The organism is Paraburkholderia sp. EG286A (assembly GCF_040965375.1).
Classification (GTDB): domain Bacteria; phylum Pseudomonadota; class Gammaproteobacteria; order Burkholderiales; family Burkholderiaceae; genus Paraburkholderia.
This window is the reverse complement of the sequence record NZ_JBFRCB010000002.1, coordinates 764,259-790,994: the sequence shown is the minus strand read 5'-3', so window position 1 is coordinate 790,994 and position 26,736 is coordinate 764,259. Positions and strand designations below refer to the sequence as shown.

Sequence of the window (26,736 nt, the reverse complement as noted above, 5' to 3'; positions counted from 1 at the left end):
CCGGCCCCATTATAGGTTTCATGCACCGCAGCATAAGGAGCGCGACTTTGCGGCACGGGCGTTCAGCGTAAAATGAACCGAACCAGAAGTCATACCCATACGAAGGAGACACCCGCGTGAATCACCCCGCGCCGCCGGCCCTCGCACGCCGCCCGTTCCCCACCGAACTCCTCGATCAACTGCGCAGCGCGTTCGGCGAACGCGTCTCCACTTCCGAAGCCGTACGCGCCCATCACGGCCGCGACGAATCGCCCTTCGACCCGCAACTGCCCGACGCCGTGGTGTTCGCGCAGAGCACGGAGGACATCCAGACCATCGTCAAGCTGTGCGCCCGTCATGGCGTGCCGATCATTCCCTACGGCAACGGCTCGTCGCTCGAAGGTCACTTGCTGGCCGTCCAGGGCGGCGTGTCGATCGACCTCTCGCAGATGAACCGCGTGCTCTCGATCAACGCCGAAGATCTCACCGTGACCGTCGAGCCCGGTATCTCGCGCAAGCAGCTCAATGAAGCGCTGCGCGACACGGGCCTGTTCTTCCCGATCGACCCGGGCGCCGATGCGAGCATCGGCGGCATGACGGCCACGCGCGCCTCGGGCACCAACGCCGTGCGCTACGGCACGATGCGCGAGAACGTGCTCGGCCTGACCGCCGTGCTCGCCGACGGCCGCGTGGTCAAGACCGGCACGCGCGCACGCAAGTCGTCGGCGGGCTACGACCTCACGCGCCTGTTCGTCGGCTCGGAGGGCACGCTCGGCGTGATCACCGAAATCACGCTGCGGCTCTATCCGCAGCCCGAGGCCGTCTCGGCGGCGGTGTGCGCGTTCCCTTCGATGGCGGAGGCGGTGCGCACGGTGATCGAGACGATCCAGATCGGTGTGCCGATCGCGCGCGTGGAATTCATCGACTCGCTCGCGGTGCGCGCGATCAACAAGCATTCGAACCTCACGCTGCGCGAAAAGCACACGCTCTTCTTCGAGTTTCACGGCACCGAGGCGGGCGTCGCAGAACAGGCGCAGCTCGTGCAGGAGCTTGCCGCGCAGCACGGCGGCGAAGGCTTCGAGTGGGCCACGCGCCCCGAGGACCGCAGCCGCCTGTGGAACGCGCGCCACAACGCCTACTTTGCGATGCTGCAGCTCAAGCCCGGCTGCCGCGCCGTGACGACCGACGTGTGCGTGCCGATCTCGCGCCTCGCCGAATGCGTGATCGAGACGGAAACCGATCTCAAGGCCTCGCCGCTGCCCTGCCCGATCGTCGGCCACGTGGGCGACGGCAACTTCCACGTGGCGATCCTGATCGACCCGGACAAGCCCGAGGAAATCGACGAGGCGGAGCGCCTGAATCACCGCATCGTGCAGCGTGCGATCGCGATGGACGGCACCTGCACGGGCGAACACGGTGTGGGCCTGCACAAGATGGATTTCCTCGTCGAAGAGCACGGCGCGGACACCATCGACACGATGCGCGCGATCAAACACGCACTCGATCCGCACAACCTGATGAATCCGGGCAAGATCTTCAGCTGGGCGGTGTAACCGACAAGCGCTGAGAAGCGCACTCAAGCGCAACAGACGGGAGGAGACATGAACGCACCCGAGGCGAACTTGCCCGAGCTGAGCCCGGAAGCGCTCGCGCAACGCCAGCGCGAGGTAGTCCAGGCGTTGATGGCCGTGCTGCCGGCGCATTGCCTGCTGCATCGCGAGGAGGACACCGTCGCCTACGAGTGCGACGGCCTCGCCGCCTACCGGCGGCTGCCGCTCGCCGTGGCGCTGCCGGAAACCGAGTCGCAGGTGCAACGCATCGTGCAGATCTGCCGGCGCCTCGACGTGCCGGTCGTGCCGCGCGGCGCGGGCACCGGCCTCTCGGGCGGCGCCATGCCGATACGGCACGGCATCGTGCTTTCGCTCGCGCGCTTCAAGCGCATTCTCGAAGTCGATCCGTACGCGCGCACGGCCACCGTGCAGCCCGGCGTGCGCAATCTGGCCGTTTCCGAAGCGGCGGCGCCCTTCGGCCTTTACTACGCGCCCGACCCTTCGTCGCAGATCGCCTGCACGATAGGCGGCAACGTGTCGGAGAACTCGGGCGGCGTCCATTGCCTCAAGTACGGCCTCACGGTGCACAACGTGCTGCGCGTGCGCGCCGTGACGATGGACGGCGAGATCGTCGAATTCGGCTCGCTCGCGCCCGATGCACCGGGCCTCGACCTGCTCGCGGTGATGATCGGCAGCGAAGGCATGTTCGCGATCGTGACCGAGGTGACCGTCAAGCTGATTCCGCGCCCGCAAACCGCGCAGGTCATCATGGCGAGCTTCGACGACGTCGTGAAAGGCGGCGACGCCGTGGCGGGCATCATCGCCTCGGGCATCATTCCCGCGGGCCTCGAAATGATGGACAAGCCGGCCACGCGCGCCGTGGAAGAGTTCGTGAACGCGGGCTACGACCTCGACGCCGCCGCCATCCTGCTGTGCGAAGCCGACGGCACGCCCGAGGAAGTCGCCGACGAGATCGCGCGCACGACCACGGTGCTGCGCGAGCATGGCGCCACGCGCATCCAGATCTCGCGCACCGAGGAAGAACGCCTGCGCTTCTGGTCGGGCCGCAAGAATGCGTTTCCGGCCGCGGGCCGCATCTCGCCCGACTACTACTGCATGGACGGCACCGTGCCGCGCCGCGCGATCGGGCCGCTGCTCGCGCGCATCCACGAGATGGAAAAGCAGTATGGATTGCGCTGCATCAACGTCTTCCATGCCGGCGACGGCAACATGCACCCGCTCATTCTCTTCAACGGCAACGACCTCGACGAATGGCACCGCGCCGAGGCTTTCGGCTCGGACATTCTCGAGACCTGCGTCGAACTGGGTGGCACCGTGACGGGCGAGCACGGCGTGGGCATCGAGAAGATCAATTCGATGTGCGTGCAATTCTCGCCGCAGGAGCGCGACGCGTTTCATGCGGTAAAACACGCGTTCGACCCGGCCAGGCTGCTCAATCCCGACAAGGGCATTCCCACGCGGGCGCGCTGCGCCGAGTACGGGCGCATGCACGTGCGCGGGAATCTGCTGCCGCACCCCGAGCTGCCGCGCTTCTGACAGACCGGCCAGCACGCACCCGGTACCGCGCCGTCTATGCATAGCGCGTGACCCGAATGAGGGTCCGCTCCGGGTTGTCAGGCGAGGTTCGCTCAGTACAATCGAACGAACCATATAACGAACGAGCGCGACCATCACGACATGGAAGAGGACGACATCGTCTCGGACTGGTCCGAACGCATCCGGGCGGCGAGCGCCGATGGGCGGGCGCTGCGCATTCGCGGCGGGGGCACCAAGGACTGGTACGGCCAGTCGCTCGAAGGCGAGATTCTCGACACGCGCGCGCACCGCGGCATCATCGCGTACGACCCGGCAGAACTGGTGATCACGGCGCGTGCCGGCACACCGCTTGCGGAAATCGAAACGGCGCTCGCGGCCCACGGCCAGATGCTCGCATTCGAGCCGCCGCACTTCGGCGCCCAGGCCACCCTGGGCGGCTGCATTGCCGCAGGCATTGCGGGGCCGCGGCGGGCGAGCGCGGGCGCACCGCGCGACTTCGTGCTGGGCGCGGTGCTCATGAACGGCCACGGCGAGGTGCTGCATTTCGGCGGCCAGGTCGTGAAGAACGTGGCGGGCTACGACGTTTCGCGGCTCATGGCGGGCTCGCTCGGCACGCTCGGCCTGCTGCTGGAGCTTTCGGTGAAGGTGCTGCCGGCGCCGCAAGCGGAAACCACGCTCAAATTCGACATGAACGGCACCGACGCCGTGCGCAAGCTCAACGAATGGGGCGGCCGCCCGCTGCCGATGACGGCGAGCGCCTGGCGCAACGGCACGCTCGCGGTACGCCTCGCGGGCGCGGAAACCGCGGTGAAGACAGCTCGCGCGAGCCTGGGCGGCGAAGTGGTGGACGCCGTGGAGGCCGAACGCTTCTGGGCAGGCCTGCGCGAGCAGACCGATCCGTTCTTTGCGTCGATTGCGCCCAACGCGGCACTGTGGCGGCTCGCGCTGCCCTCGATCGCGGAGCCCCTGCAACTGCCGGGCGCGCAACTCATGGAATGGGGCGGCGCGCAGCGCTGGTGGATCACGGAAACCGATGCGCAAACGGTGCGGATCAGCGCGAAGCAAGCCGGCGGTCACGCCACGATGTTCCGCACCGGGCGCGACTACGACCGCAGCGCAGGCGTCTTCACGCCTTTGCCCGCGCCGCTCATGAGGATCCATCGCGGCCTGAAGGCCGCCTTCGACCCGGCCCGCATCTTCAATCGCGGCCGGCTGTATTCCGACTTCTGACGACACCCACACGCGGCGATGCAGACGAACCTCGCGGACTTCATACGCAACACCCCCGACGGCGACGAAGCCGACGCGATCCTGCGCAAGTGCGTGCATTGCGGCTTCTGCACCGCGACCTGCCCGACCTATCAGTTGCTCGGCGACGAGCTGGACGGCCCGCGCGGGCGCATCTATCTCATGAAGCAGATGGTGGAAGGCGCGCCGGTCACGAAGAGCACGCTCACGCACCTCGACCGCTGCCTCACGTGCCGCAGTTGCGAGACCACCTGCCCCTCCGGCGTGCAGTATGGGCGCCTCGTGGAAGTGGGCCGCAAGCATGCCGAACAGATGGTGAAGCGGCCGCTGCGCCAGCGCATCATGCGCCGCCTGCTCGCGGGCCTGCTGCCGCGCCGCGCCCTCTTCACGCCGGCCATGCGCCTCGGCCAGCAGGTGCGGCCGCTTCTGCCCAAGCGCCTGCGCGACAAGGTGCCCGTACGCCAGCGCTCGCTCGCGTGGCCCACGGCGAAGCACGCGCGCAAGATGCTGATGCTGCAAGGCTGCGTGCAGCCCTCGATGATGCCCAACATCAACATCGCGACCGCGCGCGTGCTGGACGCGCTGGGCATCGAAACGATCGTCGCGCCGCAATCGGGCTGCTGCGGCGCGATCCGGCTGCATATGGGCTACGCCGACGACGCGCTCGACGACGTGCGCGCGAACATCGACGCCTGGTGGCCCTACATCGAGCAGGGCGCGGAAGCGATCGTGATGAACGCCTCGGGCTGTGGCGCGACGGTGAAGGAATACGCGCACCTGCTGCGCGACGATCCGGCCTATGTGGAGAAAGCGCGCCGCGTGGTCGAGCTCACCCGCGATCTTTCGGAGCTGCTGCCCGCATTCGAGGAACAACTCGTGGCGACGACGCGGCGGCGCGGCATCAAGACGGTGGCCTGGCATCCGCCCTGCACACTGCAGCATGGCCAGCAGTTGCGCGGCGGCGTGGAACGGCTCCTCACCGCGCTCGGACTCGACGTGCGGCTGCCCGCCGACAGCCATCTCTGCTGCGGCTCCGCGGGCACCTATTCGATCACGCAGCCGCGCCTTTCCTATACGCTGCGCAACCAGAAAGTGGACCGCCTGCAGGCGCTGGAGCCGCAATTGATCGTCTCCGCCAACATAGGCTGCATCACGCACCTGCAAAGCGGCACGGCGATTCCGGTCACGCACTGGATTGAGCTGGTCGAACATATGCTGGCGACGAATTGAGCCATCGGGAACGGCACCAGCGTAACGAGACGCGCGGCGCGCCAACAGTCGGCCATTCGGTATAGCCTTTCTGGCCAGTGTTTCGCGCCGTGCGCAGTCCGTATAATGGCCGTCGTTCTGTTCGTTTTGGATCCAAAAAGGCGGCGTGCGCCCTTTCATGCGCCGGCCTTCAAGCCCGATGACCGATCTCTCCCACAATCTCGAAGCTGTCCGCGAGCGCATCGCCGCCGCCGCCCGCAACGCCGGCCGCGACCCGCAAAGCGTGGAGCTGCTCGCGGTTTCGAAAACCTTTCCTGCGCAGGACGTGCGCGCCGCTCACGCTGCGGGCCAGCGCGCGTTCGGAGAGAACTACGTGCAGGAATCGGTGGACAAGATCGAGGCGCTCGCCGACTTGCGCGCGAGCATCGAATGGCATTTCATCGGGCCGCTCCAATCGAACAAGACACGCCCCGTAGCCGAGCGTTTCGACTGGGTCCATTCGGTCGATCGTCTGAAGATTGCCGAACGCCTTTCGGCGCAACGTCCCGCCGGCATGGCGCCGCTCAACGTCTGCCTGCAGGTCAACGTGAGCGGCGAGGCCAGCAAGAGCGGCGTCACCCCGCAAGAAGCGCAGCAGGTCGCGCGCCAGATCGCCGCCCTGCCCAACCTGCGCCTGCGCGGGCTCATGTCGATTCCCGAGCCGGAAACCTCGCTCGAGGCGCAACGCGCGCCGCACCGCCAGCTGCGCGAGCTGTTCGAAGCGCTACGCGCCGATGGCCTCGCGCTCGACACGCTCTCCATGGGCATGTCGGCCGACCTCGAAGCGGCGGTGCTCGAAGGCGCGACGATCGTGCGCGTCGGCACCGCGATTTTCGGCGCGCGCGACTACTCTCACTGATTCACTGAACGATTTCATCACCATGAAAATTGCCTTCATCGGCGGCGGCAACATGGCCGCCGCACTCATCGGCGGCCTGATCCGCAAGGGCGTTCCCGCCGACAACCTCTACGCGATCGATCCGAACGAGGACGCCCGCAAGCGCAGCGCCGAGCAGTTCGGCGTGCGCACCGGCGCCGCCGCGGACGCCGCGCTCGCGTCGTACGACGCAGTCCTGATCGCCGTGAAGCCGCAAATCGCCAAGGCCGTGGCCGAGGGCATCGCCCCGCACCTGGGCGCCCATCAGGTCGTCATCAGCATCATGGCCGGCATTCGCATCGACGATCTCTCGCGCTGGCTGAACGGCCACGCGCGCGTCGTGCGCACGATGCCGAACACGCCCGCGCTGATCGGCATGGGCGCAACCGGCCTCGTCGCGAGCAGCGGCGTGGACGCAGCGGGCCGCCAGCTCGCCTCGGATGTGCTCGGCGCAGTCGGCCAGACGGTCTGGTTCGACGACGAAGCGAAGATCGACGCGGTCACGGGCATCTCGGGCAGCGGCCCGGCCTACGTGTTCTACTTCATCGAAGCGCTCGAAGAAGCGGCGCGCCAGCTCGGCATGGACGAGCAGCAAGGCCGCGCGCTCGCCATCGCCACGTTCACGGGCGCGGCGCAGCTGGCGCTGCAATCGGACGAGCCGCCCGCCGTGCTGCGCGAGCGCGTGACCTCCAAGGGCGGCACGACCGCCGCCGCGCTGGCGTCGTTCGACGCTTCGGGCGTCAAGGCCGCCATCGTCAAGGGCGCGCTCGCGGCCGATGCACGCGCGAAGGAAATGGGCGAGGAATTCGGCAAGCAGTAAGCCTGCGGCCGCGTCCAGATAGAAAAAGCGCCGGGCGTGTCATGCACCCGGCGCTTTTTTTCGTCGATCTGGCCTCAGAGTCCCGCGATGGCGTAATGAGCCGCGATCCCGACGAACAGCGCGCCGCCCAGCCAGTTGTTGTGGCGGAACGCGGCGAAGCACGGCATGCGTTCGCGGTTCTTGATGAGCGTGTAGTGGTAAATGGCGCAGCCCACGGCGGCCGCCCAGCCGAGCCAGTAGAGCCAGCCGAAGCCCAGCGTCACGCCCACCCACACGTAAATGCCGAGCGTGGCCGCATAGCAGAGCATGATCGCGAGCACGTCGAAGCGGCCGAACGTGAGCGCCGAGGTGCGAATGCCGATCTTGATGTCGTCGTCGCGATCGACCATCGCGTATTCGGTGTCGTAGGCCACCGACCAGAACACGTTCGCGGCCAGCATGATCCACGCGAGCGCCGGCACGTGATCCTGCACGGCGGCGAATGCCATGGGGATGCCGAAGCCGAACGCGATGCCCAGATACGCCTGCGGAATCGCGAAAAAGCGCTTGGTGAACGGATACGACGCCGCCACGAACAGCGCCACGACCGAAAGCTGCTTCGTCAGCGCATTGAGCGGCAGGATCAGCAGGAACGACACGAGCGCGAGGCCCGCGGCAATCGCCACCGCTTCCCAGGCGCGGATGCGGCCCGACGTGATGGGGCGCTCCGCCGTGCGCTTCACGTGGCGGTCGAAATCGCGGTCGGCGTAGTCGTTGATCGCGCAGCCCGCCGAGCGCATCAGCACGGTGCCGAGCGTGAATATGATCAGCAGCGAGAGGGGCGGATGGCCGTCCGAGGCGATCCACAGCGCGTTGAGCGTCGGCCACAGCAGCAGCAGGCTGCCGATCGGCTTGTCCATGCGGACGAGCCGCAAATAGAGCGGGAGTCGGGCGAACATGATCGGGGCGGGAAAAGCGATGCCGCTATTGTAGGCCAGGGCGGCGTGCCGTCGCCGCGAGCCGCACCCGCGCAAATACAAAGGCCCGCCGGACATCCGGCGGGCCTTTCATCGTATTGATTGTGCTTCAGGTGCAGCGCCCCGGGCGCCGCATCGGCATCAGGCCAGCAGCGAGCGCAGCATCCACGCCGTCTTTTCGTGCGTCTGCATGCGTTGCGTGAGCAGGTCGGCGGTCGGTTCGTCGTTGGCCGCTTCCGTCGCCGGGAAGATCGCGCGCGCGGTGCGCACCACGGCTTCCTGGCCTTCCACCAGCTGGCGGATCATGTCTTCGGCGGCCGGCACGCCGTCCGCTTCGGGAATCGACGACAGCTTCGCGAAATCCTTGTAGCTGCCCGGCGCATGCACGCCCAGCGCACGAATACGCTCGGCGATGGCGTCCACGGCCAGCGCGAGTTCGTTGTACTGCCCTTCGAACATCAGGTGGAGCGTGTTGAACATCGGCCCCGTGACGTTCCAGTGGAAGTTGTGCGTCTTCAGATACAGCGTGTAGGTGTCCGCGAGCAGGCGCGAGAGACCGTCCGCGATCTTCTTGCGATCCTTGTCGCTGATGCCGATATTCACGTGCTGTACGGTTGCTTTTTTGGCCATGACGACTCCTTGTGTAGCAGTGAGACTACGCGTGCTTGACGATCCGGTTGCGCCCGCCTGCGCCTTAAAAAACTGGCGCGCGAACACTCGATCGGTCGTCAGTGTAGCCTGGAAAGTTCAGAAAGCCCGCTCATCCGACCCTACTGTCCAGCAACGTACCCGGCTCGTTCAGTGCCCAGCCAGGTGCGCGAAGGCTTGCGTGGCGATCGCCACGAAACCGCTCGCCAAGATTGCAAAGCCCACCACCCGGCGCACGATCTGCGTGCCTTGCGCGCGCGTGCGCGCCATCGCGGCCGCATTTCCCGGTCCCATGGTCTTGAGGGTCATCGTCATCGTTCGGGTCATGGTCGTGCTCCTGTGGTAGTTCCTCGAAGTGCTGCTTCAGGCGCGGCTCGCTGTCTCAACGTTGTGACAACAAACCGCGCCCGCGTCCTTACTTCGCCAGCTTCGCGATCGCGTCGATCACACCTTGCGCATACGCCGGGTCGGCGCGGCGGAAGTGCTCGATCTGACGCTCCACGATCTCCGCCGGCACGCCGTCGATGTGTCGCGCGATGTTCGCGAAGAGCCGCTCGCGCTGGCCCGCATCGAACAACCGGAACAGCGCGCCCGGCTGGCTGTAGTAGTCGTCGTCTTCGCGGTGATCGTAGTGATCGACCGCACCGGCCGCCAGCGGCGGCTCACCGGCCTGCGGCCGCTGCGCGAAGTCGCCGAAACGGCTCGGCTCGTAGTTCACGTTGCCGCCCAGATTGCCGTCGGTGCGCATTGCGCCGTCGCGATGGAACGAGTGGAACGGGCAGCGCGGCGCGTTCACCGGAATCTGGTGATGGTTCACGCCGAGGCGATAGCGTTGCGTGTCGCCATACGAGAACAAACGCCCCTGCAACAAGCGATCCGGCGAGAAGCCGATGCCCGGCACCACGTTCGCCGGCGTGAAGGCGGCCTGCTCGACCTCGGCGAAATAGTTCTGCGGATTGCGGTTCAGCTCGATCGTGCCGACGTCGATCAGCGGGTAGTCCTTGTGCGGCCAGATCTTCGTGATGTCGAACGGGTTGTACGGCACCTTCGCGGCATCGGCCTCGGGCATCACCTGAATGCGGAAATGCCACTTCGGAAAATTGCCCTTTTCGATCTCGTTGAAGAGATCGCGCTGCGCCGATTCGCGGTCCTGAGCAATCACCTGCGCGGCTTCGGCATCGCTGTAGTTCTCCACACCCTGCGCCGACTTGAAGTGGAACTTCACGTAGAAACGCTCGTTGTTCGCGTTGATGAACGAGAACGTGTGCGAGCCGAAACCGTGCTGCTGACGATAGTTCTTCGGAATGCCGCGATCGCTCATGAGGATCGTCACCTGATGCAGCGACTCCGGATGACGCGACCAGAAGTCCCACGCGGCCACGTTGCTGCGCATGTTGGTGCGCGGATCGCGCTTTTGCGTGTGGATGAAGTCCGGGAACTTGAGCGGATCGCGAATGAAGAACACCGGCGTGTTGTTGCCGACGATGTCCCAGTTGCCCTCTTCCGTGTAGAACTTGATCGAGAAGCCGCGCACGTCGCGCTCGGCATCGGCCGCACCGCGCTCGCCCGCCACGGTCGAAAAGCGGATGAAGAGCGGTGTTTCCTTGCCGACTTCGCCGAACACCTTTGCCTTCGTGTAGCGCGAGATGTCGTGCGTGACCTTGAGCGTGCCGAACGCGCCCGAGCCCTTCGCGTGCACGCGGCGCTCGGGAATCACTTCGCGGTCGAAGTGCGCGAGCTTTTCGAGGAGCCACACGTCCTGCAGCATCACGGGGCCGCGCGGACCGGCGGTGAGCGAGTTCTGGTTGTCGACGACGGGTGCGCCGGCTGCCGAGGTGAGAGTACGGTCGGTCATGCTGGATTCCTTCCTTGCTTGCGTGTGTGTTCTGGAATTCGGTGAAATCTGCCGTGCGATGGTGCGATGGTGCGATGGCGCGAGGCCGTCAGGCGGACAGCGCGCGGTCGACGAGCAGCGAGAACCACACGGTGCGAAGGCCAGAATGGGCGCGTGCCGAGGTGCTGGGGGTGTTCGGGGTGGTGGTTTGCATCGCTTCCTCCAAGGGTTTCCGGTTGGGATCGGTTAGAGGAAACTTTAGCAACGACTATCGATATCTGTAATTTGATTTATTCAATCTATCGAATAGGCGCTGATTATTGGGGTCGCAAGAAACGTAAGACTGGAGAACGGCGGCGCGGGCGAATGACGCGCCGGAGGGGAAAACGCGCCGCGCAGCCCGAAAGCGCACGGCGCGATGGACGTCAGGCCGCCTCGGCCGGCGCCTCGATCTTCTTCACGCCGGGCAGCTCGCAGGCGTGAATGGCGTCGACGATCGCCTCGATCGCCGGCATGCGCGTGAAGCTCTTGCGCCACGCGAGCACCACGCGGCGGTCCGGCACGGGTTCGTCGAACGGCACATAGGAAAGCAGCCCGGAATCCACGCCGCCCGCGTGCGGCTTCACCTCGGTCACCGACATGCGCGGCAGCACGGTAATGCCCACGCCGCTCGCAACCATATGACGAATGGTCTCCAGCGACGAGCCTTCGAACGTCTTCTGGATGCCGTCGGCATTCTGCGAGAAGCGCATCAGTTCCGGGCACACGCCCAGCACGTGATCGCGGAAGCAATGACCGCTGCCGAGCAGCAGCATGGTTTCCTGCTTGAGGTCGTCCGGGTCGATCTTCGGGCGCTGTTCCCATGCATGGCCCGAAGGCAGCGCCACGACGAACGGTTCGTCATAGAGCGGCCGCAGCGTGAGGCCGGTTTCGGGGAACGGCAGCGCCATGATCGCCACGTCGATCTCGCCCTGCTTGAGCAGCTCGATGAGCTTGAGCGTGTAGTTCTCCTGCAGCATGAGCGGCATTTGCGGCACGCGCTTGATCATCTGCTTGACGAGCGTGGGCAGCAGATAGGGCCCGATCGTGTAGATCACGCCAAGGCGCAGCGGCCCCACGAGCGGGTCCTTGCCCTGCTTGGCGATTTCCTTGATCGCGAGCGTCTGTTCGAGCACGCGTTGCGCCTGCGTGACGATCTGCTCGCCGATGGGCGTCACGCTCACCTCGCTCGTGCCGCGCTCGAAGATCTGCACGTTCAATTCGTCTTCGAGCTTCTTGATGGCGACCGAAAGGGTCGGCTGGCTCACGAAGCAGGCTTCCGCAGCCCGTCCGAAGTGGCGCTCTCGAGCTACCGCGACAATGTATTTCAATTCAGTGAGCGTCATTCGGGGACCAATCAAAAAAGGTGAATCAATAGCTTGTAGTTATACACCTATGGCGGTGATTCGCCAATAATCAACACCCCTATGCGGGGCGTGATCAGCGCAAAAGGGTCAGACGGTGCAGGCGCGCGCAGGTTCCGCGCAATGGACTATTTACGCTTTCAGATACTGCTCGCGGGCACCGAGCCAACGGTTCAGATGCTGCGTGACGACGAGCGGAAACTCGTGCAGCAGACGCTCGGCGGCGCCGCGTGCGGGCTCGATGAGCCAGGCGTCGGTCTCGAGGTTCGCGAAGCGCAGCATTGCCGCGCCAGATTGACGCGCGCCCAGGAATTCGCCGGGGCCGCGAATTTCGAGGTCCTTGCGCGCGATCTCGAAGCCGTCGGTGGTCTCGCGCATGGTTTGCAGGCGCGCGCGCCCCGTGAGCGACAACGGCCCGGTATACAGCAGCACGCACACCGAAGCGGCGCTGCCCCGCCCCACGCGCCCGCGCAACTGGTGCAATTGCGCAAGGCCGAAGCGCTCGGCGTGCTCGATCACCATCAGCGACGCGTTGGGCACGTCCACGCCCACTTCGATGACCGTCGTCGCCACGAGCAGCTGCACTTCGTTGCGTGAGAACGCATCCATGACGGCGGCCTTGTCCGTGGAAGCGAGGCGGCCGTGCACGAGGCCGACGGTGAGTTCCGGCAGCGCGGCCACGAGCGTTTCGTAAGTCTCGACGGCCGTTTGCAGCTGCAACGTCTCGCTTTCCTCGATCAGCGGACATACCCAGTACACCTGACGACCCGTGAGCGCCGCCGCGCGCACGCGCGCGATCACTTCCTCGCGGCGCGCGTCGGAAATGAGCTTCGTGAGGATCGGCGTGCGGCCGGGCGGCAGCTCGTCGATGGTGGAGACGTCGAGGTCCGCGTAGTAGGTCATGGCGAGCGTGCGCGGGATCGGCGTGGCCGACATCATCAGCTGATGCGGCTGGAACTCGCGCTTCGTTTCATCGGGAGACTTCGCGTTCTGCGCCTTGGCGCGCAGCGCGAGCCGCTGCTCGACGCCGAAGCGATGCTGCTCGTCGACGATCACGAGGCCGAGCCGCGCGAATTCGACGGCCTCCTGAATGATCGCGTGCGTGCCGATCACGAGCTGCGCCGTGCCGAGCGCCGCGGCTTCGAGCGCCGCGCGCTTTTCCTTCGCCTTGAGGCTGCCCGCGAGCCACGCCACCTGCACGCCGAGCGGCTCGAGCCAGCCGCGCAGCTTGCGCGCGTGCTGTTCCGCGAGGATTTCGGTGGGCGCCATGAGCGCGGCCTGGTAGCCGGCGTCGATGGCCTGCGCAGCCGCGAGCGCCGCGACCACGGTCTTGCCGCTGCCCACGTCGCCTTGCAGCAGACGCTGCATGGGATGCGGCTGTTCGAGATCGTGCGCGATTTCCGCCACCACGCGCTCCTGCGCGCCCGTGAGCGTGAACGGCAGCGCGCCGCGCAGGCGCGCGAGCAGCGTCCCGTCGCTTTTGCGCCCCGCGATGTGGCGAGCCATCGCCGGCGCGGCGCGCGTGCGGCGCTCTTCGTGCGCGCGCTTGAGCGACAGTTGCTGCGCGAGCAGTTCCTCGAACTTGATGCGCGTCCACGCGGGATGCGTGCCGTCGATCAGCTCGTGCTCGTCGGCGTTCACGGGCGGGTGGTGGAGCGTCTTCACGGCGTCCTTCAAGGGCGGCAGATTCAGCGGCTCCATGAACTCGTGCGCGACCGTATCGGGCAGCAATTCGGGCAGATGCGCACGCGAAAGCGCGTTGTCGATCGCCTTGCGCAGATACGCCTGGCTCACGCCCGCAGTGGACGGATACACCGGCGTGAGCGCCTGCGGCAGCGGCGCGTCGCCCTCCACGACCTTCACCGCCGGATGCACCATCTCCATGCCGAAGAAGCCGCCGCGCACGTCGCCGCGCACGCGCAGGCGCTTGCCGATCGCCATCTGCGCGACCTGCGAGCCGTAGAAGTTCAGGAACCGCAAGTGGAGCTGGTCGCCGTTGTGATCCTCCAGCTTCACGACGAGCTGGCGGCGCGGGCGGTAGGCGATCTCGTTGTCGAACACCACGCCTTCGGTTTGCGCGATGCCGCCCGGCAGCAGTTCGCCGATGGGCGTGAGCGTGGTTTCGTCCTCGTAGCGCATCGGCAGATGCAACACGAGATCGATGTCGCTGCGCAGACCGAGTTTGGCGAGGCGGTCGGCAGTCTTGGTGAGCTTGGGCTTGTCTTTGGCGGCGGCTTTTTCCACGGCTTTTTCTGCGGCCGGGTCCGCGGACTTCTTCGCGGCGCGTTTGCGCGCGGGCGGTGCGGCCCCTTGCGTCGCGTCCGCTTGCCGCTTGCGCGCGCCGTCCTCGGGCGTGCGTGCGTCGTCGGACGCCTCGCTCGCGGACTCGGCTTCGGACATCAATCGGCTAACGGATGGGGGCATGGGCAGCTTCGCAAGTACAATATCGGCTTTCCGGCAAGGCGCGGCGCGAGCAGCGCGACGGCCTCGGCCATCGGGCACGCCGCGCGCATCGCCATCGCGCACGTCCCGCAATCATAGCCTTTCGTCACGCGCGATCGGCCATTGCAGCCGCTTTTTGGGGCGCAACCGCTTGACGGTTCGGCTCCGCAAAGCCGCCGCGCGCCGGGCCTCCGGCGCATTTCCGTTACTTCAGGCCGCATGTTCAAGCTTTCCGATTTCGATTTCGACCTCCCCGAGGAACTGATCGCGCAGACCGCCCTGCCCGAGCGCAGCGCGAGCCGTCTGCTGGAGGTCGATAACACGACGCAGTTGCCAGGCCAAACCGCGCGTCTGACCGACCGCCGCTTTTCCGACCTGCCCGCGTGCATCGCGCCGGGCGACTTGCTCGTCTTCAACGATACCAAGGTGCTGAAGGCGCGTTTCTTCGGCCAGAAGGCCAGCGGCGGCAAGATCGAAGTGCTCGTGGAGCGCCTGACCGGCGCGCGCACGGCGCTCGCGCAGATCCGCGCGAGCAAGAGCCCGGGCCCCGGCACGGTGCTGCGCCTCGCCGACGCGTTCGACGTGACGGTGGGCGAGCGCGTCGATCAGTTCTACACGCTGCACTTTCCCGACGACTGCCTCACGCTGATCGAGCAGCACGGCCGTCTGCCGCTGCCGCCCTACATCACGCACGACGCCGACGCGAGCGACGAAACGCGCTATCAAACGGTATTCGCACAGAATCCGGGCGCGGTGGCCGCGCCCACGGCGGGCCTGCACTTCGACGACGCCCTGCTCGCGCAACTCGACGCGCAAGGCGTGGAGCGCGCCACGCTCACGCTGCACGTGGGCGCGGGCACGTTCCAGCCGGTGCGCGTGGAGAACATCGCCGAGCACAAGATGCATAGCGAGTGGTATGAGCTGCCGCAATCGCTCGTCAACAAGATCGCGGCTGCGCGTGCGCGCGGCGGCCGTGTGATCGCGGTGGGCACGACCTCGATGCGCGCGCTCGAAGCCGCCGCCCGCGACGCCGACCGCGCAGGCCGCGCGCTCGCGGCTACGCAGGCGGAAACCGATATCTTCATCACACCGGGCTATCAGTTCCGTGTGGTCGACCGGCTCGTGACGAACTTCCACCTGCCGAAGTCCACGCTGCTGATGCTCGTCTCGGCGTTCGCGGGGATCGAAACGATACGCGCGGCGTACCGTCACGCGATTGCCGAACGCTATCGCTTCTTCAGTTACGGCGACGCCATGCTTTTGACACGCACTGACGACGCGCTCAACAAGTAACACGCACATTTTCCAGGCCGCCGCGCGAGACAACGAACGCGCGACGGCGTTTCACCATCTGCGCCGGACTTGCGATCCGGAGTTGGCGCTTTAGCGCTTACTCCGGTCCCATGCAAAGCACGCGATCCGGAGTTGGCGCTTTAGCGCTTACTCCGGTCCCATGCAAAGCACGCGATCCGGAGTTGGCGCTTTAGCGCATACTCCGGTCCCATGCAAAGCACTTTCCGGTTGCACAGGAGTCAACGCATGACCGACGGTCATCAAAGCAACGCACGCGCCGAACACGGCGCCTATCTAGGCGAACGCCCGCAAAACGGCCTGAAATTCGAACTGCTCGGCACCGACGGCCTCGCCCGCCGCGGGCGCGTCACGCTCAATCATGGCGTGGTGGAAACGCCGATCTTCATGCCCGTGGGCACCTACGGCACCGTGAAGGCCACGCAGCCGCGCGAGCTCGAAGAGATGAAGGCGCAGATCATCCTCGGCAACACCTTTCACCTCTGGCTGCGCCCGGGCCTGGAAACGATCGAGGCGCACGGCGGCCTGCATCGCTTCATGGGCTGGAACCGGCCGATCCTCACGGATTCGGGCGGCTTCCAGGTGTTCTCGCTCGGCGACCTGCGCAAGATCTCGGAAGACGGCGTGCGCTTCGCCTCGCCCGTGAACGGCGACAAGCTGTTCCTCTCGCCCGAAGTGTCGATGCAGATCCAGAAGGTGCTGAACTCGGACATCGTCATGCAGTTCGACGAGTGCACGCCCTACGCGACCAACGGCGTGCCCACCACACACAAGGAAGCCGCGGATTCGATGCGCATGTCGATGCGCTGGGCGCAGCGCTCGATCGACGAGTTCAACCGTCTCGGCAACCCGAATGCACTGTTCGGCATCGTGCAGGGCGGCATGTTCGAGGACCTGCGCGACGAATCGCTCGCCGGCCTCTCGCAGATGCCGTTCCACGGCTACGCGATCGGCGGTCTTTCGGTGGGCGAACCGAAGGATGACATGATGCGCGTGCTCGAACACATCGCGCCTAAGCTGCCCGCCGACAAGCCGCATTACCTGATGGGCGTCGGCACGCCGGAAGACCTGGTGGCGGGCGTGGCCTCGGGCGTCGACATGTTCGACTGCGTGATGCCCACGCGCAATGCGCGCAACGGCTGGATCTTCACGCGCTTCGGCGACATCAAGATCCGCAACGCCGTGCACCGCAACTCGCTGCGCCCGCTCGACGAACAATGCGGCTGCTACACCTGCCGCCACTTCACGCGCGGCTACCTGCACCACCTGCACCGCGTGGGCGAGATCCTCGGCGCGCAGCTCAACACGATCCACAATCTGCACTACTACCTGGAACTGATGAGCGAGATGCGCGCGGCGATCGAGACGAAGACGTTCGCGGCGTTCCGCCAGCGCTTCGCCGACCAGCGCGCACGCGGCGTGGATTGAGAGGGCGTCTCACGACGGCGCGTCACGTGCCGGCCGCGAAACATTACAATTAACTTTCGAGACAATGACGCGGGCAAGGCATGCGGTCCGCCCGAGCCGCCCCGGTTTTCACGCGCACACATGTCGCGTCGGGGCCGGATTCAAGATAAGCGCTTGATCGCAAAGCCTATTTTGCGTCATCGTCGCGATGAATGCCGGTGGTAGAATAACCGGCTCGCTTTTTGATCGTAAAAAACGGAGAGACCAACGTGTCGTTCATTTCCAATGCCTTCGCGCAAGGCAGTGCAGCAGGTGGTGCCGAATCGAGCCTCATGAGCTTCCTGCCGCTCATTCTGATGTTCGCTGTGCTGTACTTCATCATGATCCGTCCGCAGATGAAGCGTCAGAAGGAACATCGCAACATGCTCGCGGCCATGGCCAAGGGCGACGAAGTGATCACGAGCGGCGGCATCGTCGGCAAGGTGACCAAGGTCAGCGAAGCCTACGTCGGCGTCGAAATCGCGGATGGCACGGAAATCACCGTGCAGAAGTCGTCGGTCTCGACCATCCTGCCGAAGGGCACGATCAAGTCGCTGTAAAGCTTCACGGTTTCCCCGAGGCCGTTGCCTCCGAAAGAACGGCCTCGCGCATCCGGCCCGCCCTCGCAGCCACTGACCAGCACACTTCAATGCAGGTACGCCCCGAAGGCAACGCCGGACGCGCACGCAGCGCTTAAGGCCATTCCCCTCCCCCGTTGGGTCAACCAATGAACCGTTATCCCCTCTGGAAATATGTCGTGATGCTGGTGGCGCTCGTCATCGGCTTCGTGTACACATTGCCCAATTTCTTCGGCGAAGCGCCCGCGGTCCAGGTGTCGAGCGGTAAAGCCACCGTCAAGCTCGACTCGGGCACGCTCGCCCAGGTCGAAGCCGCGGTCGCCGCGAACAATATCCGCGCGACCGACGTGACGTTCGACAACTCGACGATGAACGCGAATATCCGCGTGCGCGTCGCCGACACGGACACGCAGCTGCGCCTGAAAGACGCACTGAACAAGGCGCTGAACGCCGACCTGAACGACCCGCAGTACATCGTCGCCCTGAACCTGCAGAGCGCCTCGCCGCGCTGGCTCACGTCGCTGCACGCGCTGCCGATGTACCTCGGCCTCGACCTGCGCGGCGGCGTGCACTTCCTGCTCCAGGTCGACATGAACGGCGCGCTCAACAAGAAGCTCGACTCCGACGCTTCGGACGTGCGCACGCTCCTGCGCGACAAGAACATCCGCGACGGCGGCGTGAACCGCGTGAACCAGTCGGTGGTCGTCAATTTCGCCGACGCCGATACGGCCGAGCAGGCGCGCAAGGTCCTCGCGGGCTCGGGCGGCATCACCGAACTGCAGTGGGCTTCGCAGAACAACCCCGAAGGCGGCGTGCAGCTCGTCGGCACGTTCACGCCGGCCGTGAAGACGGCGGTTCAGCAAGCCGCGCTCAAGCAGAACATCCAGACGCTGCACAACCGCGTGAACGAACTCGGCGTGGCCGAGCCCGTGATCCAGCAGCAAGGCGACGACCGTATCGTGGTCGAGCTGCCGGGCGTGCAGGACACCGCCAAGGCGAAGGACATCATCGGCCGCACGGCGACGCTCGAAGCGCGCCTCGCCGACCCGATGGGCCTGCATCCGGACGTGAACGCGCCGGTGCCGCCGGGCGACGAACTCTTCACGCAAGGCAACGCCGCGCCGGTGCTGCTGCGCAAGCAGGTGATCTTCACCGGCGACCGCATCATCGACGCCTCGGCGGGCTTTGACGAGCATCAGCGTCCGTCGGTCAACATCCGCCTCGACTCGGCAGGCGGCCGCGCGGTGCGCGCCGTCTCGCGCGACAACATCGGCAAGCCGATGGCGATGGTGCTGTTCGAAAAGGGCAAGGGCGAAGTGCTGACGGTGGCGACCATCCAGTCGGAACTGGGCGACCGCTTCCAGATCACGGGCCAGCCCACGCCGCAGGCCGCCGCCGACCTCGCGCTGCTGCTGCGCGCAGGCTCGCTCGCCGCGCCGATGGACATCATCGAGGAACGCACGGTTGGCCCGAGCCTTGGCGCGGACAACATCCGCAAGGGCTTCGACTCGGTGATCTACGGCTTCGCCGCCATCGCCGTGTTCATGATCGCGTACTACATGCTGTTCGGCGCGATCTCGATGATCGGCCTGTCGGTGAACCTGCTGCTGCTCGTGGCCGTGCTCTCCATGCTGCAGGCCACGCTCACGCTGCCGGGTATCGCGGCTATTGCGCTGGCGCTCGGTATGGCGATCGACGCGAACGTGCTGATCAACGAGCGCGTGCGCGAAGAACTGCGCAACGGCGCGCCGCCGCAGCTGGCCATCCAGAACGGCTACGCACACGCCTGGGCGACGATTCTCGACTCGAACGTGACTACGCTCATCGCCGGTCTCGCTCTGCTAGCGTTCGGTTCGGGCCCGGTGCGCGGCTTCGCGATCGTGCACTGTATCGGCATTCTCACGTCGATGTTCTCGGCCGTGTTCTTCTCGCGCGGTCTCGTGAACCTCTGGTACGGCGGCAAGAAGAAGCTCAAGTCGCTCGCGGTGGGTCAGGTGTGGCGTCCGGAGCCTGATGAAGGCACGCCCGCGCTCGCCGGCGCCGATGCCGGCACCGACACGGGCCGCGCCGTCGCCGCGACGGCCACGAAGCGTGAGCCGGCCAAGGCCGGCGCCAAAGGCGCCGCGCGCGCCAAGCCGGTCGTGCGCCGCCGTGACGCCTCGGGCGGCTCCGGCAACAACACCGGCTCGTCCCGCTGATACGGAGTCAAGACCATGGAATTTTTCCGCATCCGCAAAGACATCCCGTTCATGAAGCACGCGTTGATCTTCAACGCGATCTCGCTCCTGACCTTCATCGCGGCGGTGTTCTTCCTCTTCCACCGCGGCCTGCACCTGTCGATCGAATTCACGGGCGGCACGGTCATCGAAGTGCAGTATCCGCAGGCGGTGCCGCTCGAGCCGCTGCGCGACTCGCTCAACAAGATCGGCTACGGCGACGCCCAGGTGCAGAACTTCGGTACTTCGCGCGACGTGCTGATCCGCCTGCCGCTCAAGCAGGGCCTGAGCTCCGCGCAGCAGAGCGACCAGGTGATGTCCACGCTCAAGGCCGCTGAACCGCAGGTGCAGCTGCAGCGCGTGGAGTTCGTCGGCCCGCAGGTGGGCAAGGAGCTCGCCACCGACGGCCTGCTCGCGCTCGCCTGCGTGGTGGCGGGCATCGTCATCTACCTGTCGTTCCGCTTCGAATGGAAGTACGCCGTAGCCGGCGTGATCGCGAACTTGCACGACGTCGTGATCATCCTGGGCTTCTTCGCGTTCTTCCAGTGGGAGTTCTCGCTCTCGGTGCTGGCGGCGGTGCTCGCCGTGCTCGGCTACTCGGTGAACGAATCGGTCGTTATCTTCGACCGGATTCGCGAGACCTTCCGGCGCGAGCGCAAGATGAGCGTGACCGAAGTCATCAACCACGCCATCACCAGCACGATGTCGCGAACCATCATCACCCACGGCTGTACGCAGATGATGGTGCTCTCGATGTTCTTTTTCGGCGGCCCGACGCTGCACTACTTCGCACTGGCGCTGACGGTGGGTATTCTCTTCGGCATCTACTCGTCGGTGTTCGTCGCGGCGGCGCTCGCGATGTGGCTCGGCGTGAAGCGCGAAGACCTCATCAAGGACAAGAAGGAAAAGTTCGATCCGAACGATCCGAACGCGGGCGCGCAGGTCTAAGCGGCGCACCAGCAAAAAAAGCCGGTCCTTGCGAACCGGCTTTTTTTTCGTGCCTGCGCAACGGCCTTCGCCGCGCTACCCTACTGCTTGATCCCTTCGGCCTGGATATGCAGCGTGGTCTTCATCTTGAAGCCATACTTCTTGCCCGAGTCCATGCCGAAGTCGTCGCGATTGAATGCGGCCTCGGCCTCCACGCCGCACACCTCGCGTTTGAGCACCGGGTGCTGCATGCACTTGAACGACTCGATCTCGAGCTTGAGCGGCCGCGTCACGCCGTGCAGCGTGAAGTCGCCGATCACTTCCTTGGGCGTGTCGCCATTGAAGACGATGCGCGTGCCCTTGTAGGTGGCCGTGGGGTACTTCGCGACATCGAGAAAGTCGTCGCCCACCAGGTGCTGGTCGAGCTGCGGATTGCCGGTCTGGATCGACGCCGGATCGATCGTCACGTCCACGGTGCCCGTTTTGGCCGCGCGGTCCAGCGTGACCATGCCCGTGGTCTTCGTGAACTTGCCGCGCCACGTGGACAGACCGCCGAAGTGGTCGGACTCGAAGCTCGGAAACGTGTGGTTCGGATCGAGCTGGTAAGTATCGGCGGCGTGCGCGGCGTGCGTCACCAGGGCGGCGAGCGACACGGCGCCCCCTGCGGCCATCAGTGCGAGCTTGTTCAATAGCACCTCCTCGGAGTCGTCGATCTACTTGTGCGCGACGACGATATGAAATTTGATGAGCACTTCGTCGGCGACGATCGAGGTGTCCTTCCACTCGCCGGTGCCGATTTCGAAGGCGAGCCGGTGGATCGGCAACGTGCCGTCGAAGGTCTGCGTCCCGCCCTGCTGCGTGAGCACGACGGGGACGGCCACGTTCTGCGTGTGCCCCTTGATCGTCAGTTTGCCGCTCACGCTGTACTGGTTCGTTCCGGTCGGCGCGATGGCGGTCGAGACGAACGTTGCCTGCGGGAACGTCTTCGCGTCGAACCATTCGGGCCCGTGCACCGAATCGTTGTAGGTCGGGTCTCCCAGATCATAGCTCGCCGTGTCGACCGTGATCTTCGCGCTGCCGCCCGCGGGTTTGGCCGGATCGAAGGCGATCTGCGCGTCGAACTTCGTGAAGCTGCCCTGGACCGGTACGTTCATCTGGCGCGAGACGGCGACGATCGTGCTCTTCGCCGCGTCGAGCTGCGCATGGGCGGCCCCGCCCGCGAGCAGCACCGCGGCGGCGCCGGTCCACACTGCCGCGGCCCCGACCGCCGGGCGCCACCGATAAGAACGAATCCACCTCGACAAGGCTTCCATGATCGTCTCGCTTTGATTGCGTAGTCATTGGCTTCGTGGATGGGCAGCGGCCACCTTGCGCAGCCATGCATGCTCCATGCCCGAAAGATAATCCAAATTGGGTGACTGCAAACATCCGGAGATAAGGGCCGGGTCCGGGCCGGGCTCGCACACGCGCACGGCGCAAACGTGGCACACTTCGCAGCCCGTTCGCCGGCCACGCGAGCGCCGCTTGAGCGGCTGACCCGCGGCTTGCCCCGCGGCAGCCCCGGCGGCCGCCCCGTCGGGGGTCGGCGGCTCGTTCCGGCACGCCGCCGGGCGCGTTTGGTAACATGGCGCGAAGCGCTGTCGGCACCTTCCTGATTGTGTGCCGCCGCAGCGCGTCCCTCGTTCACGTCGTATTGCGTCACCTGCCCGCATGGCCCAGGACAAACTGATCGCGTGTCACGATTGCGACGCGCTCTACCGCAAACCGCGGCTGCTAGGCCGCCAGTCAGCGCGCTGCTCGCGCTGCGGCGCCACGCTCTACAGCAGCGCCGCGTCCCGGCTCGACCGCATCTGCGCCATCACGGTCGCGGCGCTCGTCACCTTCATCATCGCCCAGTCGTTCCCGATCATCGAGCTCGATGCGAACGGTATCACTACGGAGTCGAGCCTGTTCGGCGCCCTCGTGGTGCTGTGGCACGAGGACATGGAGATCATCGCGGTGATCGTCTTCTGCGCAACCATCCTTTTTCCGCTCACGGAGATGGTAGCGTTGCTTTACGTCCTGCTGCCGGTGCGGCGCGGCTTCATTCCACCGGGCTTCGACCACGTGCTGCGCGCCATCCAGTTCGTGCGGCCCTGGGGCATGCTCGAAGTCTTCATGCTGGGCGTGCTCATCACGATCGTGAAAATGGTGAGCCTCGCGCGCGTGATTCCCGAAACCGCGCTCTTCGCCTTCGGCGCGCTCACGCTGATGTTCACCGTGGTCGTCACCTTCGATGCGCGCACGCTCTGGGACATCGCCGACGGCCTGCGCGACGCCGCACGCGCGGCGCGCGAGGGCGGCGCGGGTCCGGGCGGCCTCGCGGGCGACGCCGGCTCGGGCGGACCGCACGCGCCGCCTTCGCCCGCCGCGCCGTCACCGGCTGCGTCCCATCCGCTCTCCGAGCCCGAGATCCGCGAGCCCGGCGAGCGCGCGCAAGACCCGGCGGCGCCGCGCGGCGGCCCGCTCCCCAAGGGGCCCCGATGAAATACCAGACCGCCAGCGACGCCGGCTACGTCTCCTGCCACGCCTGCGGGCACGTGCAGCCGCACGTGCGCGCGCCGAAGCACGCGCGCTGCGCACGCTGCGGCTCGCCCGTGCACGAGCGCAATCCGGACAGCATCATGCGCACGTGGGCGCTCCTGATTGCCGCGGCGCTGCTCTACATCCCCGCGAACCTGCTGCCTGTGATGCATACGGCCTCGCTCGTCGGCGACGAGGACGACACCATCATGAGCGGCGTGGTCTACTTCTGGACCTCGGGCGACTGGCCGCTCGCCGTGATCGTCTTCATCGCCAGCATTCTCGTGCCGATGCTCAAGCTGTCGGTGCTCGCGCTGCTCGCGATCACCTCGCAGCGCGGCTCGACATGGCGGCCCGTGGAACGCACGAAGCTCTACCGGCTCGTCGAATTCATCGGGCGCTGGTCGATGCTCGACGTGTTCGTTGTCACGCTAACCGTGGCGCTGGTACGCTTCCAGTCGCTTGCGGTCATCACGGCGGGCCCCGGCGCGATCGCGTTCGGCTCGGTCGTGATCCTGACGATGATCGCCTCGATGCAGTTCGATCCGCGCTTGATCTGGGATCCGGTGGACGAAGACAAACACAAACCTGCGCAACACACACAGGATCAACCCCATGAATAGTCCGAAAGGACCGACCCCGCCCAATCTGCCGGAGCCGGAGATCGTCAAGCCGCGGCGCTGGCTGCCTTCGCTCGTCTGGATCGTGCCGATCGTCGCGGCGCTGATCGGCGTGGCGCTCGTCGTGAAGTCGGTCGCCACGCGCGGCCCGACCATCACGATCAGCTTCGTGAGCGCCGAAGGGCTCGAGCCCGGCAAGACCAAGGTCAAGTACAAGGACGTGGACATCGGCTCGGTGCGTGCGATCAAGCTCTCGCCCAACCTTTCGCATGTGATCGTCACGGTCGAACTCACCAAGGACGCCGAACGCTTCGCCGTGAAGGACAGCCGCTTCTGGGTCGTGCGCCCGCGCGTGGGCGCAAGCGGCGTCTCGGGCCTCACCACGCTGCTCTCGGGCTCGTATATCGGCGCCGACGCTGGCCGCTCGCAGGAATCGCAAAGCGACTTCGTCGGGCTGGAAGCGCCGCCTGCCGTGACCATCGACGAGAAGGGGCATCGCTATACCTTGCACAGTTCGACGCTCGGCTCGCTCGACATCGGCACGCCGATCTTCTTCCGGCGCATCCAGGTAGGCCAGGTGACGGGCTATTCGCTCGACAAGGACGGCACCGGCGTGACGGTACAGGTGTTCGTGAGCGCGCCCTTTGACCAGTACGTGGGTACCAACACGCGCTGGTGGCACGCGAGCGGCGTGAACGTGCAGCTCGATTCGAACGGCATCAAGGTCAACACGCAGTCGCTCGCCACGATCGTGGTGGGCGGCCTCGCGTTCCAGGCGCCGCCCGGCCAGTCCATGGGCCCCCAGGCGCCCGACAGCGCCACCTTCGCGCTCGCCTCCGACGAGGCTGAGGCAATGCGCGAGCCGGACGGCGCGCCGCAACGCGTGGTCATGTACTTCAACCAGTCGTTGCGCGGCCTTTCGGTGGGCGCGACGGTCGATTTCCGCGGCATCGCGCTCGGTCAGGTAACCGACATCGGCATCGAGTACGACCCGAAGCAGCACAACTTCACGATGCCCGTGACGATCGACCTCTACCCGCTGCGCCTGTCGCGCCGCATCCGCGGCGAAACGCCCGCGCCGCATACGCCGCAAAGCCAGGAGCTGATCAAGCGGCTCGTCGCGCGCGGCCTGCGCGGCCAGTTGCGCACCGGCAACCTGATCACGGGTCAGCTTTACATCGCGCTCGACATCTTCCCGAAGGCGGGCCCGGCGACGGTCGACTTCAACCACGACCCGCTCGAACTGCCCACGGTGCCGAACTCGCTCGAAGAGCTGCAGCTGCAGGTGGCGGACATCGCGAAGAAGCTCGATCAGATTCCGTTCGACAAGATCGGCAACAACCTGAACGACTCGCTCAAGAACGCCAACCAGCTGTTCGGCAAGGTGAACGACCAGATCCTGCCGCAGCTGCAAGGCACGCTCGACCAGGCGCAGAAGACCTTCAACGCCGCGCAGTCCACGCTGCAGCAGGATTCGCCGCTGCAGTCCGACGTGCACCAGGCGATGCAGGAACTCACGCGTACGCTGCAATCGCTCAACGCGCTCTCCGATTATCTGGAGCGCCATCCCGAATCGCTGCTGCGCGGCAAATCTGGAGACAAGCCATGACGTTCCGACGCGTCCCCGCCCTTGCCGCGCTCGGCGCGCTGGTCATCGCCGCCGCGCTGGCGGGCTGCAGTTCGCCCGCCAGCCGGTTCTACACGCTCAGCCCGAGCGACGACACGGCTCGCACGGCCGCCGCGCCAAGCGCAGGCAACGCCCCGTGGCTGATCGAACTGGCGCCTGTGGATGTTCCGCCGCAGGTCGCAAAGACCCAGTTCGTCGTGCAAACCGACGCCAACCAGGTGCGCGTACTCGAGCAGGAGCGCTGGTCCTCGATGCCCGGCGACGAGATCCGCCGGGCGCTCTCGGGCGACCTCACGCAGCAGCTCGGCACCATCGACGTGTACGGCTCGCCGCATCCCGAGGGCGTGCCCGTGTATCGCGTGAGCGTGAACGTGCAGCGCTTCGAATCGTGGCCGGGCTCGCATGCGCTCATCGACGCCGTGTGGAGCGTACGCGCGCTCGACACGCAGACGGTCCTGACCTGCCGCAGCGTGCTCAACGAGAAGGTGGGCGACGGCTACGACGCGCTCGTCATCGGCCACCGGCAGGCGGTCGAGGCGCTCTCGCAGTCGATCGCGAGCGGCGTGCGCGCGCTCGCGGCCGCGCCGCGCGTGAGCGTGGCGGCGAATGGCGCAAAGACGGGCGTGCGCGCGAAGGCGGCGCCGAGCATTGCCTGCCCGCAAATGGCGGCCGCAGGCGGCTGAGGGGGCGGTTTTGCGCTGGCGCGGCCCCGCGGCGTAGCTGATCCCCACGCCCCGCAGGCGATCCGGATCCAATAAAGGCTCGCCCCAGGCATTCTCGGAGGAGGCGTCAGGGACGCGGCAGATGGCGGCCAAGGGCGGGCATTGAGCGGTCTTCAGCGGTGCGGGCGGCATACACGTCTGGCCGCTCCCGCAACCCGCGTACAA

The 26,736-nt window shown here is 66.2% G+C and carries 23 protein-coding genes; 15 read left to right on the top strand and 8 right to left on the bottom strand.

Annotation, left to right across the window (positions count from 1 at the left end; translation table 11 throughout):
• Nucleotides 1–116 precede the first annotated feature (116 nt).
• The 6 genes from AB4Y35_RS10275 (at nt 117) to proC (ending at nt 7,279) form a co-directional block, all read left to right on the top strand.
• Entirely contained in the window at nt 117–1,532 is a 1,416-nt protein-coding gene (locus AB4Y35_RS10275) for an FAD-binding oxidoreductase (protein WP_368704300.1), read from the top strand.
• Nucleotides 1,533–1,580: 48 nt separating this feature from the next.
• Nucleotides 1,581–3,086: an FAD-linked oxidase C-terminal domain-containing protein gene (locus AB4Y35_RS10270; RefSeq protein WP_028201996.1), complete on the top strand. Its 1,506-nt coding sequence runs from the start codon at nt 1,581–1,583 to the stop codon at nt 3,084–3,086.
• A gap of 141 nt (nt 3,087–3,227) precedes the next feature.
• A complete protein-coding gene (gene glcE / locus AB4Y35_RS10265) occupies nt 3,228–4,316 on the top strand; it encodes a glycolate oxidase subunit GlcE (protein WP_368704299.1) in 1,089 nt (362 codons plus the stop codon).
• Between the two features lie 18 nt (nt 4,317–4,334).
• Complete coding sequence (gene glcF, locus AB4Y35_RS10260; protein ID WP_368704298.1) at nt 4,335–5,564, top strand: glycolate oxidase subunit GlcF; 1,230 nt, start codon at nt 4,335–4,337, stop codon at nt 5,562–5,564.
• Between the two features lie 178 nt (nt 5,565–5,742).
• Nucleotides 5,743–6,441, top strand: coding sequence for a YggS family pyridoxal phosphate-dependent enzyme (locus AB4Y35_RS10255; protein WP_368704297.1), 699 nt, complete (start codon nt 5,743–5,745; stop codon nt 6,439–6,441).
• Between the two features lie 22 nt (nt 6,442–6,463).
• Nucleotides 6,464–7,279 (top strand): pyrroline-5-carboxylate reductase, encoded by an 816-nt coding sequence (gene proC, locus AB4Y35_RS10250; protein ID WP_368696009.1) that lies wholly within the window; start codon nt 6,464–6,466, stop codon nt 7,277–7,279.
• Between the two features lie 74 nt (nt 7,280–7,353).
• Here the strand turns inward: proC and ubiA are convergent, their stop codons facing one another.
• The 6 genes from ubiA to recG form a co-directional block, all read right to left on the bottom strand.
• The gene (ubiA, locus tag AB4Y35_RS10245) at nt 7,354–8,217 is read right to left on the bottom strand and encodes a 4-hydroxybenzoate octaprenyltransferase (protein WP_368696008.1); all 864 of its coding nucleotides are present in this window, start codon (nt 8,215–8,217) and stop codon (nt 7,354–7,356) included.
• Nucleotides 8,218–8,376: 159 nt separating this feature from the next.
• Nucleotides 8,377–8,865, bottom strand: coding sequence for a Dps family protein (locus tag AB4Y35_RS10240; protein WP_342919332.1), 489 nt, complete (start codon nt 8,863–8,865; stop codon nt 8,377–8,379).
• 168 nt (nt 8,866–9,033) lie between these two features.
• The gene (locus AB4Y35_RS10235; protein WP_342919333.1) at nt 9,034–9,210 is read right to left on the bottom strand and encodes a hypothetical protein; all 177 of its coding nucleotides are present in this window, start codon (nt 9,208–9,210) and stop codon (nt 9,034–9,036) included.
• 88 nt (nt 9,211–9,298) lie between these two features.
• Nucleotides 9,299–10,738 (bottom strand): catalase, encoded by a 1,440-nt coding sequence (locus AB4Y35_RS10230; protein WP_368704296.1) that lies wholly within the window; start codon nt 10,736–10,738, stop codon nt 9,299–9,301.
• Nucleotides 10,739–11,142: 404 nt separating this feature from the next.
• Nucleotides 11,143–12,102 (bottom strand): hydrogen peroxide-inducible genes activator, encoded by a 960-nt coding sequence (locus AB4Y35_RS10225; protein ID WP_069268466.1) that lies wholly within the window; start codon nt 12,100–12,102, stop codon nt 11,143–11,145.
• Between the two features lie 150 nt (nt 12,103–12,252).
• The gene (gene recG, locus AB4Y35_RS10220; protein ID WP_368704295.1) at nt 12,253–14,544 is read right to left on the bottom strand and encodes an ATP-dependent DNA helicase RecG; all 2,292 of its coding nucleotides are present in this window, start codon (nt 14,542–14,544) and stop codon (nt 12,253–12,255) included.
• A 237-nt stretch (nt 14,545–14,781) separates the two neighbouring features.
• Between recG and queA the strand changes: the two genes are divergently transcribed.
• From queA to secF, 5 genes are all read left to right on the top strand, one after another.
• Complete coding sequence (queA, locus tag AB4Y35_RS10215) at nt 14,782–15,855, top strand: tRNA preQ1(34) S-adenosylmethionine ribosyltransferase-isomerase QueA (protein WP_368704294.1); 1,074 nt, start codon at nt 14,782–14,784, stop codon at nt 15,853–15,855.
• Nucleotides 15,856–16,101: 246 nt separating this feature from the next.
• Nucleotides 16,102–17,301: a tRNA guanosine(34) transglycosylase Tgt gene (gene tgt, locus AB4Y35_RS10210; protein ID WP_368704293.1), complete on the top strand. Its 1,200-nt coding sequence runs from the start codon at nt 16,102–16,104 to the stop codon at nt 17,299–17,301.
• A gap of 248 nt (nt 17,302–17,549) precedes the next feature.
• Entirely contained in the window at nt 17,550–17,879 is a 330-nt protein-coding gene (gene yajC, locus AB4Y35_RS10205; protein ID WP_042262488.1) for a preprotein translocase subunit YajC, read from the top strand.
• 167 nt (nt 17,880–18,046) lie between these two features.
• A complete protein-coding gene (gene secD / locus AB4Y35_RS10200) occupies nt 18,047–20,095 on the top strand; it encodes a protein translocase subunit SecD (RefSeq protein WP_368704292.1) in 2,049 nt (682 codons plus the stop codon).
• A gap of 15 nt (nt 20,096–20,110) precedes the next feature.
• Complete coding sequence (secF, locus tag AB4Y35_RS10195; RefSeq protein WP_368704291.1) at nt 20,111–21,061, top strand: protein translocase subunit SecF; 951 nt, start codon at nt 20,111–20,113, stop codon at nt 21,059–21,061.
• 80 nt (nt 21,062–21,141) lie between these two features.
• Here secF and AB4Y35_RS10190 read toward each other — a convergent pair whose 3' ends face one another.
• Nucleotides 21,142–21,711 (bottom strand): YceI family protein, encoded by a 570-nt coding sequence (locus tag AB4Y35_RS10190; RefSeq protein WP_368690368.1) that lies wholly within the window; start codon nt 21,709–21,711, stop codon nt 21,142–21,144.
• Nucleotides 21,712–21,753: 42 nt separating this feature from the next.
• Nucleotides 21,754–22,353: a YceI family protein gene (locus AB4Y35_RS10185; RefSeq protein WP_368704290.1), complete on the bottom strand. Its 600-nt coding sequence runs from the start codon at nt 22,351–22,353 to the stop codon at nt 21,754–21,756.
• Nucleotides 22,354–22,750: 397 nt separating this feature from the next.
• On the opposite strand from AB4Y35_RS10185, the gene AB4Y35_RS10180 reads away from it, so the two are divergent.
• From AB4Y35_RS10180 to AB4Y35_RS10165, 4 genes are read left to right on the top strand one after another with little or no spacing between them, the layout of a single operon-like run.
• Nucleotides 22,751–23,566 (top strand): paraquat-inducible protein A, encoded by an 816-nt coding sequence (locus tag AB4Y35_RS10180; protein WP_368704289.1) that lies wholly within the window; start codon nt 22,751–22,753, stop codon nt 23,564–23,566.
• Complete coding sequence (locus AB4Y35_RS10175; protein ID WP_342919343.1) at nt 23,563–24,225, top strand: paraquat-inducible protein A; 663 nt, start codon at nt 23,563–23,565, stop codon at nt 24,223–24,225. The genes AB4Y35_RS10180 and AB4Y35_RS10175 overlap by 4 nt, the downstream gene beginning before the upstream one ends.
• The gene (locus AB4Y35_RS10170; protein WP_368704288.1) at nt 24,218–25,831 is read left to right on the top strand and encodes an intermembrane transport protein PqiB; all 1,614 of its coding nucleotides are present in this window, start codon (nt 24,218–24,220) and stop codon (nt 25,829–25,831) included. The genes AB4Y35_RS10175 and AB4Y35_RS10170 overlap by 8 nt, the downstream gene beginning before the upstream one ends.
• Nucleotides 25,828–26,532, top strand: a complete 705-nt coding sequence (locus AB4Y35_RS10165) for a membrane integrity-associated transporter subunit PqiC (protein WP_368704287.1) — start codon at nt 25,828–25,830, stop codon at nt 26,530–26,532. Before AB4Y35_RS10170 ends, AB4Y35_RS10165 begins: the two co-directional genes overlap by 4 nt.
• Nucleotides 26,533–26,736 lie beyond the last annotated feature (204 nt).

Bases quoted from the DNA above. Each gene is read 5' to 3' on its own strand.
- AB4Y35_RS10270 (WP_028201996.1), top strand. From the start codon at position 1,581: ATGAACGCACCCGAGGCGAACTTGCCCGAGCTGAGCCCGGAAGCGCTC.
- glcE (WP_368704299.1), top strand. From the start codon at position 3,228: ATGGAAGAGGACGACATCGTCTCGGACTGGTCCGAACGCATCCGGGCG.
- glcF (WP_368704298.1), top strand. From the start codon at position 4,335: ATGCAGACGAACCTCGCGGACTTCATACGCAACACCCCCGACGGCGAC.
- AB4Y35_RS10255 (WP_368704297.1), top strand. From the start codon at position 5,743: ATGACCGATCTCTCCCACAATCTCGAAGCTGTCCGCGAGCGCATCGCC.
- proC (WP_368696009.1), top strand. From the start codon at position 6,464: ATGAAAATTGCCTTCATCGGCGGCGGCAACATGGCCGCCGCACTCATC.
- ubiA (WP_368696008.1), bottom strand. From the start codon at position 8,217: ATGTTCGCCCGACTCCCGCTCTATTTGCGGCTCGTCCGCATGGACAAG.
- AB4Y35_RS10240 (WP_342919332.1), bottom strand. From the start codon at position 8,865: ATGGCCAAAAAAGCAACCGTACAGCACGTGAATATCGGCATCAGCGAC.
- AB4Y35_RS10235 (WP_342919333.1), bottom strand. From the start codon at position 9,210: ATGACCCGAACGATGACGATGACCCTCAAGACCATGGGACCGGGAAAT.
- AB4Y35_RS10230 (WP_368704296.1), bottom strand. From the start codon at position 10,738: ATGACCGACCGTACTCTCACCTCGGCAGCCGGCGCACCCGTCGTCGAC.
- AB4Y35_RS10225 (WP_069268466.1), bottom strand. From the start codon at position 12,102: ATGACGCTCACTGAATTGAAATACATTGTCGCGGTAGCTCGAGAGCGC.
- recG (WP_368704295.1), bottom strand. From the start codon at position 14,544: ATGCCCCCATCCGTTAGCCGATTGATGTCCGAAGCCGAGTCCGCGAGC.
- queA (WP_368704294.1), top strand. From the start codon at position 14,782: ATGTTCAAGCTTTCCGATTTCGATTTCGACCTCCCCGAGGAACTGATC.
- tgt (WP_368704293.1), top strand. From the start codon at position 16,102: ATGACCGACGGTCATCAAAGCAACGCACGCGCCGAACACGGCGCCTAT.
- secD (WP_368704292.1), top strand. From the start codon at position 18,047: ATGAACCGTTATCCCCTCTGGAAATATGTCGTGATGCTGGTGGCGCTC.
- secF (WP_368704291.1), top strand. From the start codon at position 20,111: ATGGAATTTTTCCGCATCCGCAAAGACATCCCGTTCATGAAGCACGCG.
- AB4Y35_RS10190 (WP_368690368.1), bottom strand. From the start codon at position 21,711: ATGGCCGCAGGGGGCGCCGTGTCGCTCGCCGCCCTGGTGACGCACGCC.
- AB4Y35_RS10185 (WP_368704290.1), bottom strand. From the start codon at position 22,353: ATGGAAGCCTTGTCGAGGTGGATTCGTTCTTATCGGTGGCGCCCGGCG.
- AB4Y35_RS10180 (WP_368704289.1), top strand. From the start codon at position 22,751: ATGGCCCAGGACAAACTGATCGCGTGTCACGATTGCGACGCGCTCTAC.
- AB4Y35_RS10175 (WP_342919343.1), top strand. From the start codon at position 23,563: ATGAAATACCAGACCGCCAGCGACGCCGGCTACGTCTCCTGCCACGCC.
- AB4Y35_RS10170 (WP_368704288.1), top strand. From the start codon at position 24,218: ATGAATAGTCCGAAAGGACCGACCCCGCCCAATCTGCCGGAGCCGGAG.
- AB4Y35_RS10165 (WP_368704287.1), top strand. From the start codon at position 25,828: ATGACGTTCCGACGCGTCCCCGCCCTTGCCGCGCTCGGCGCGCTGGTC.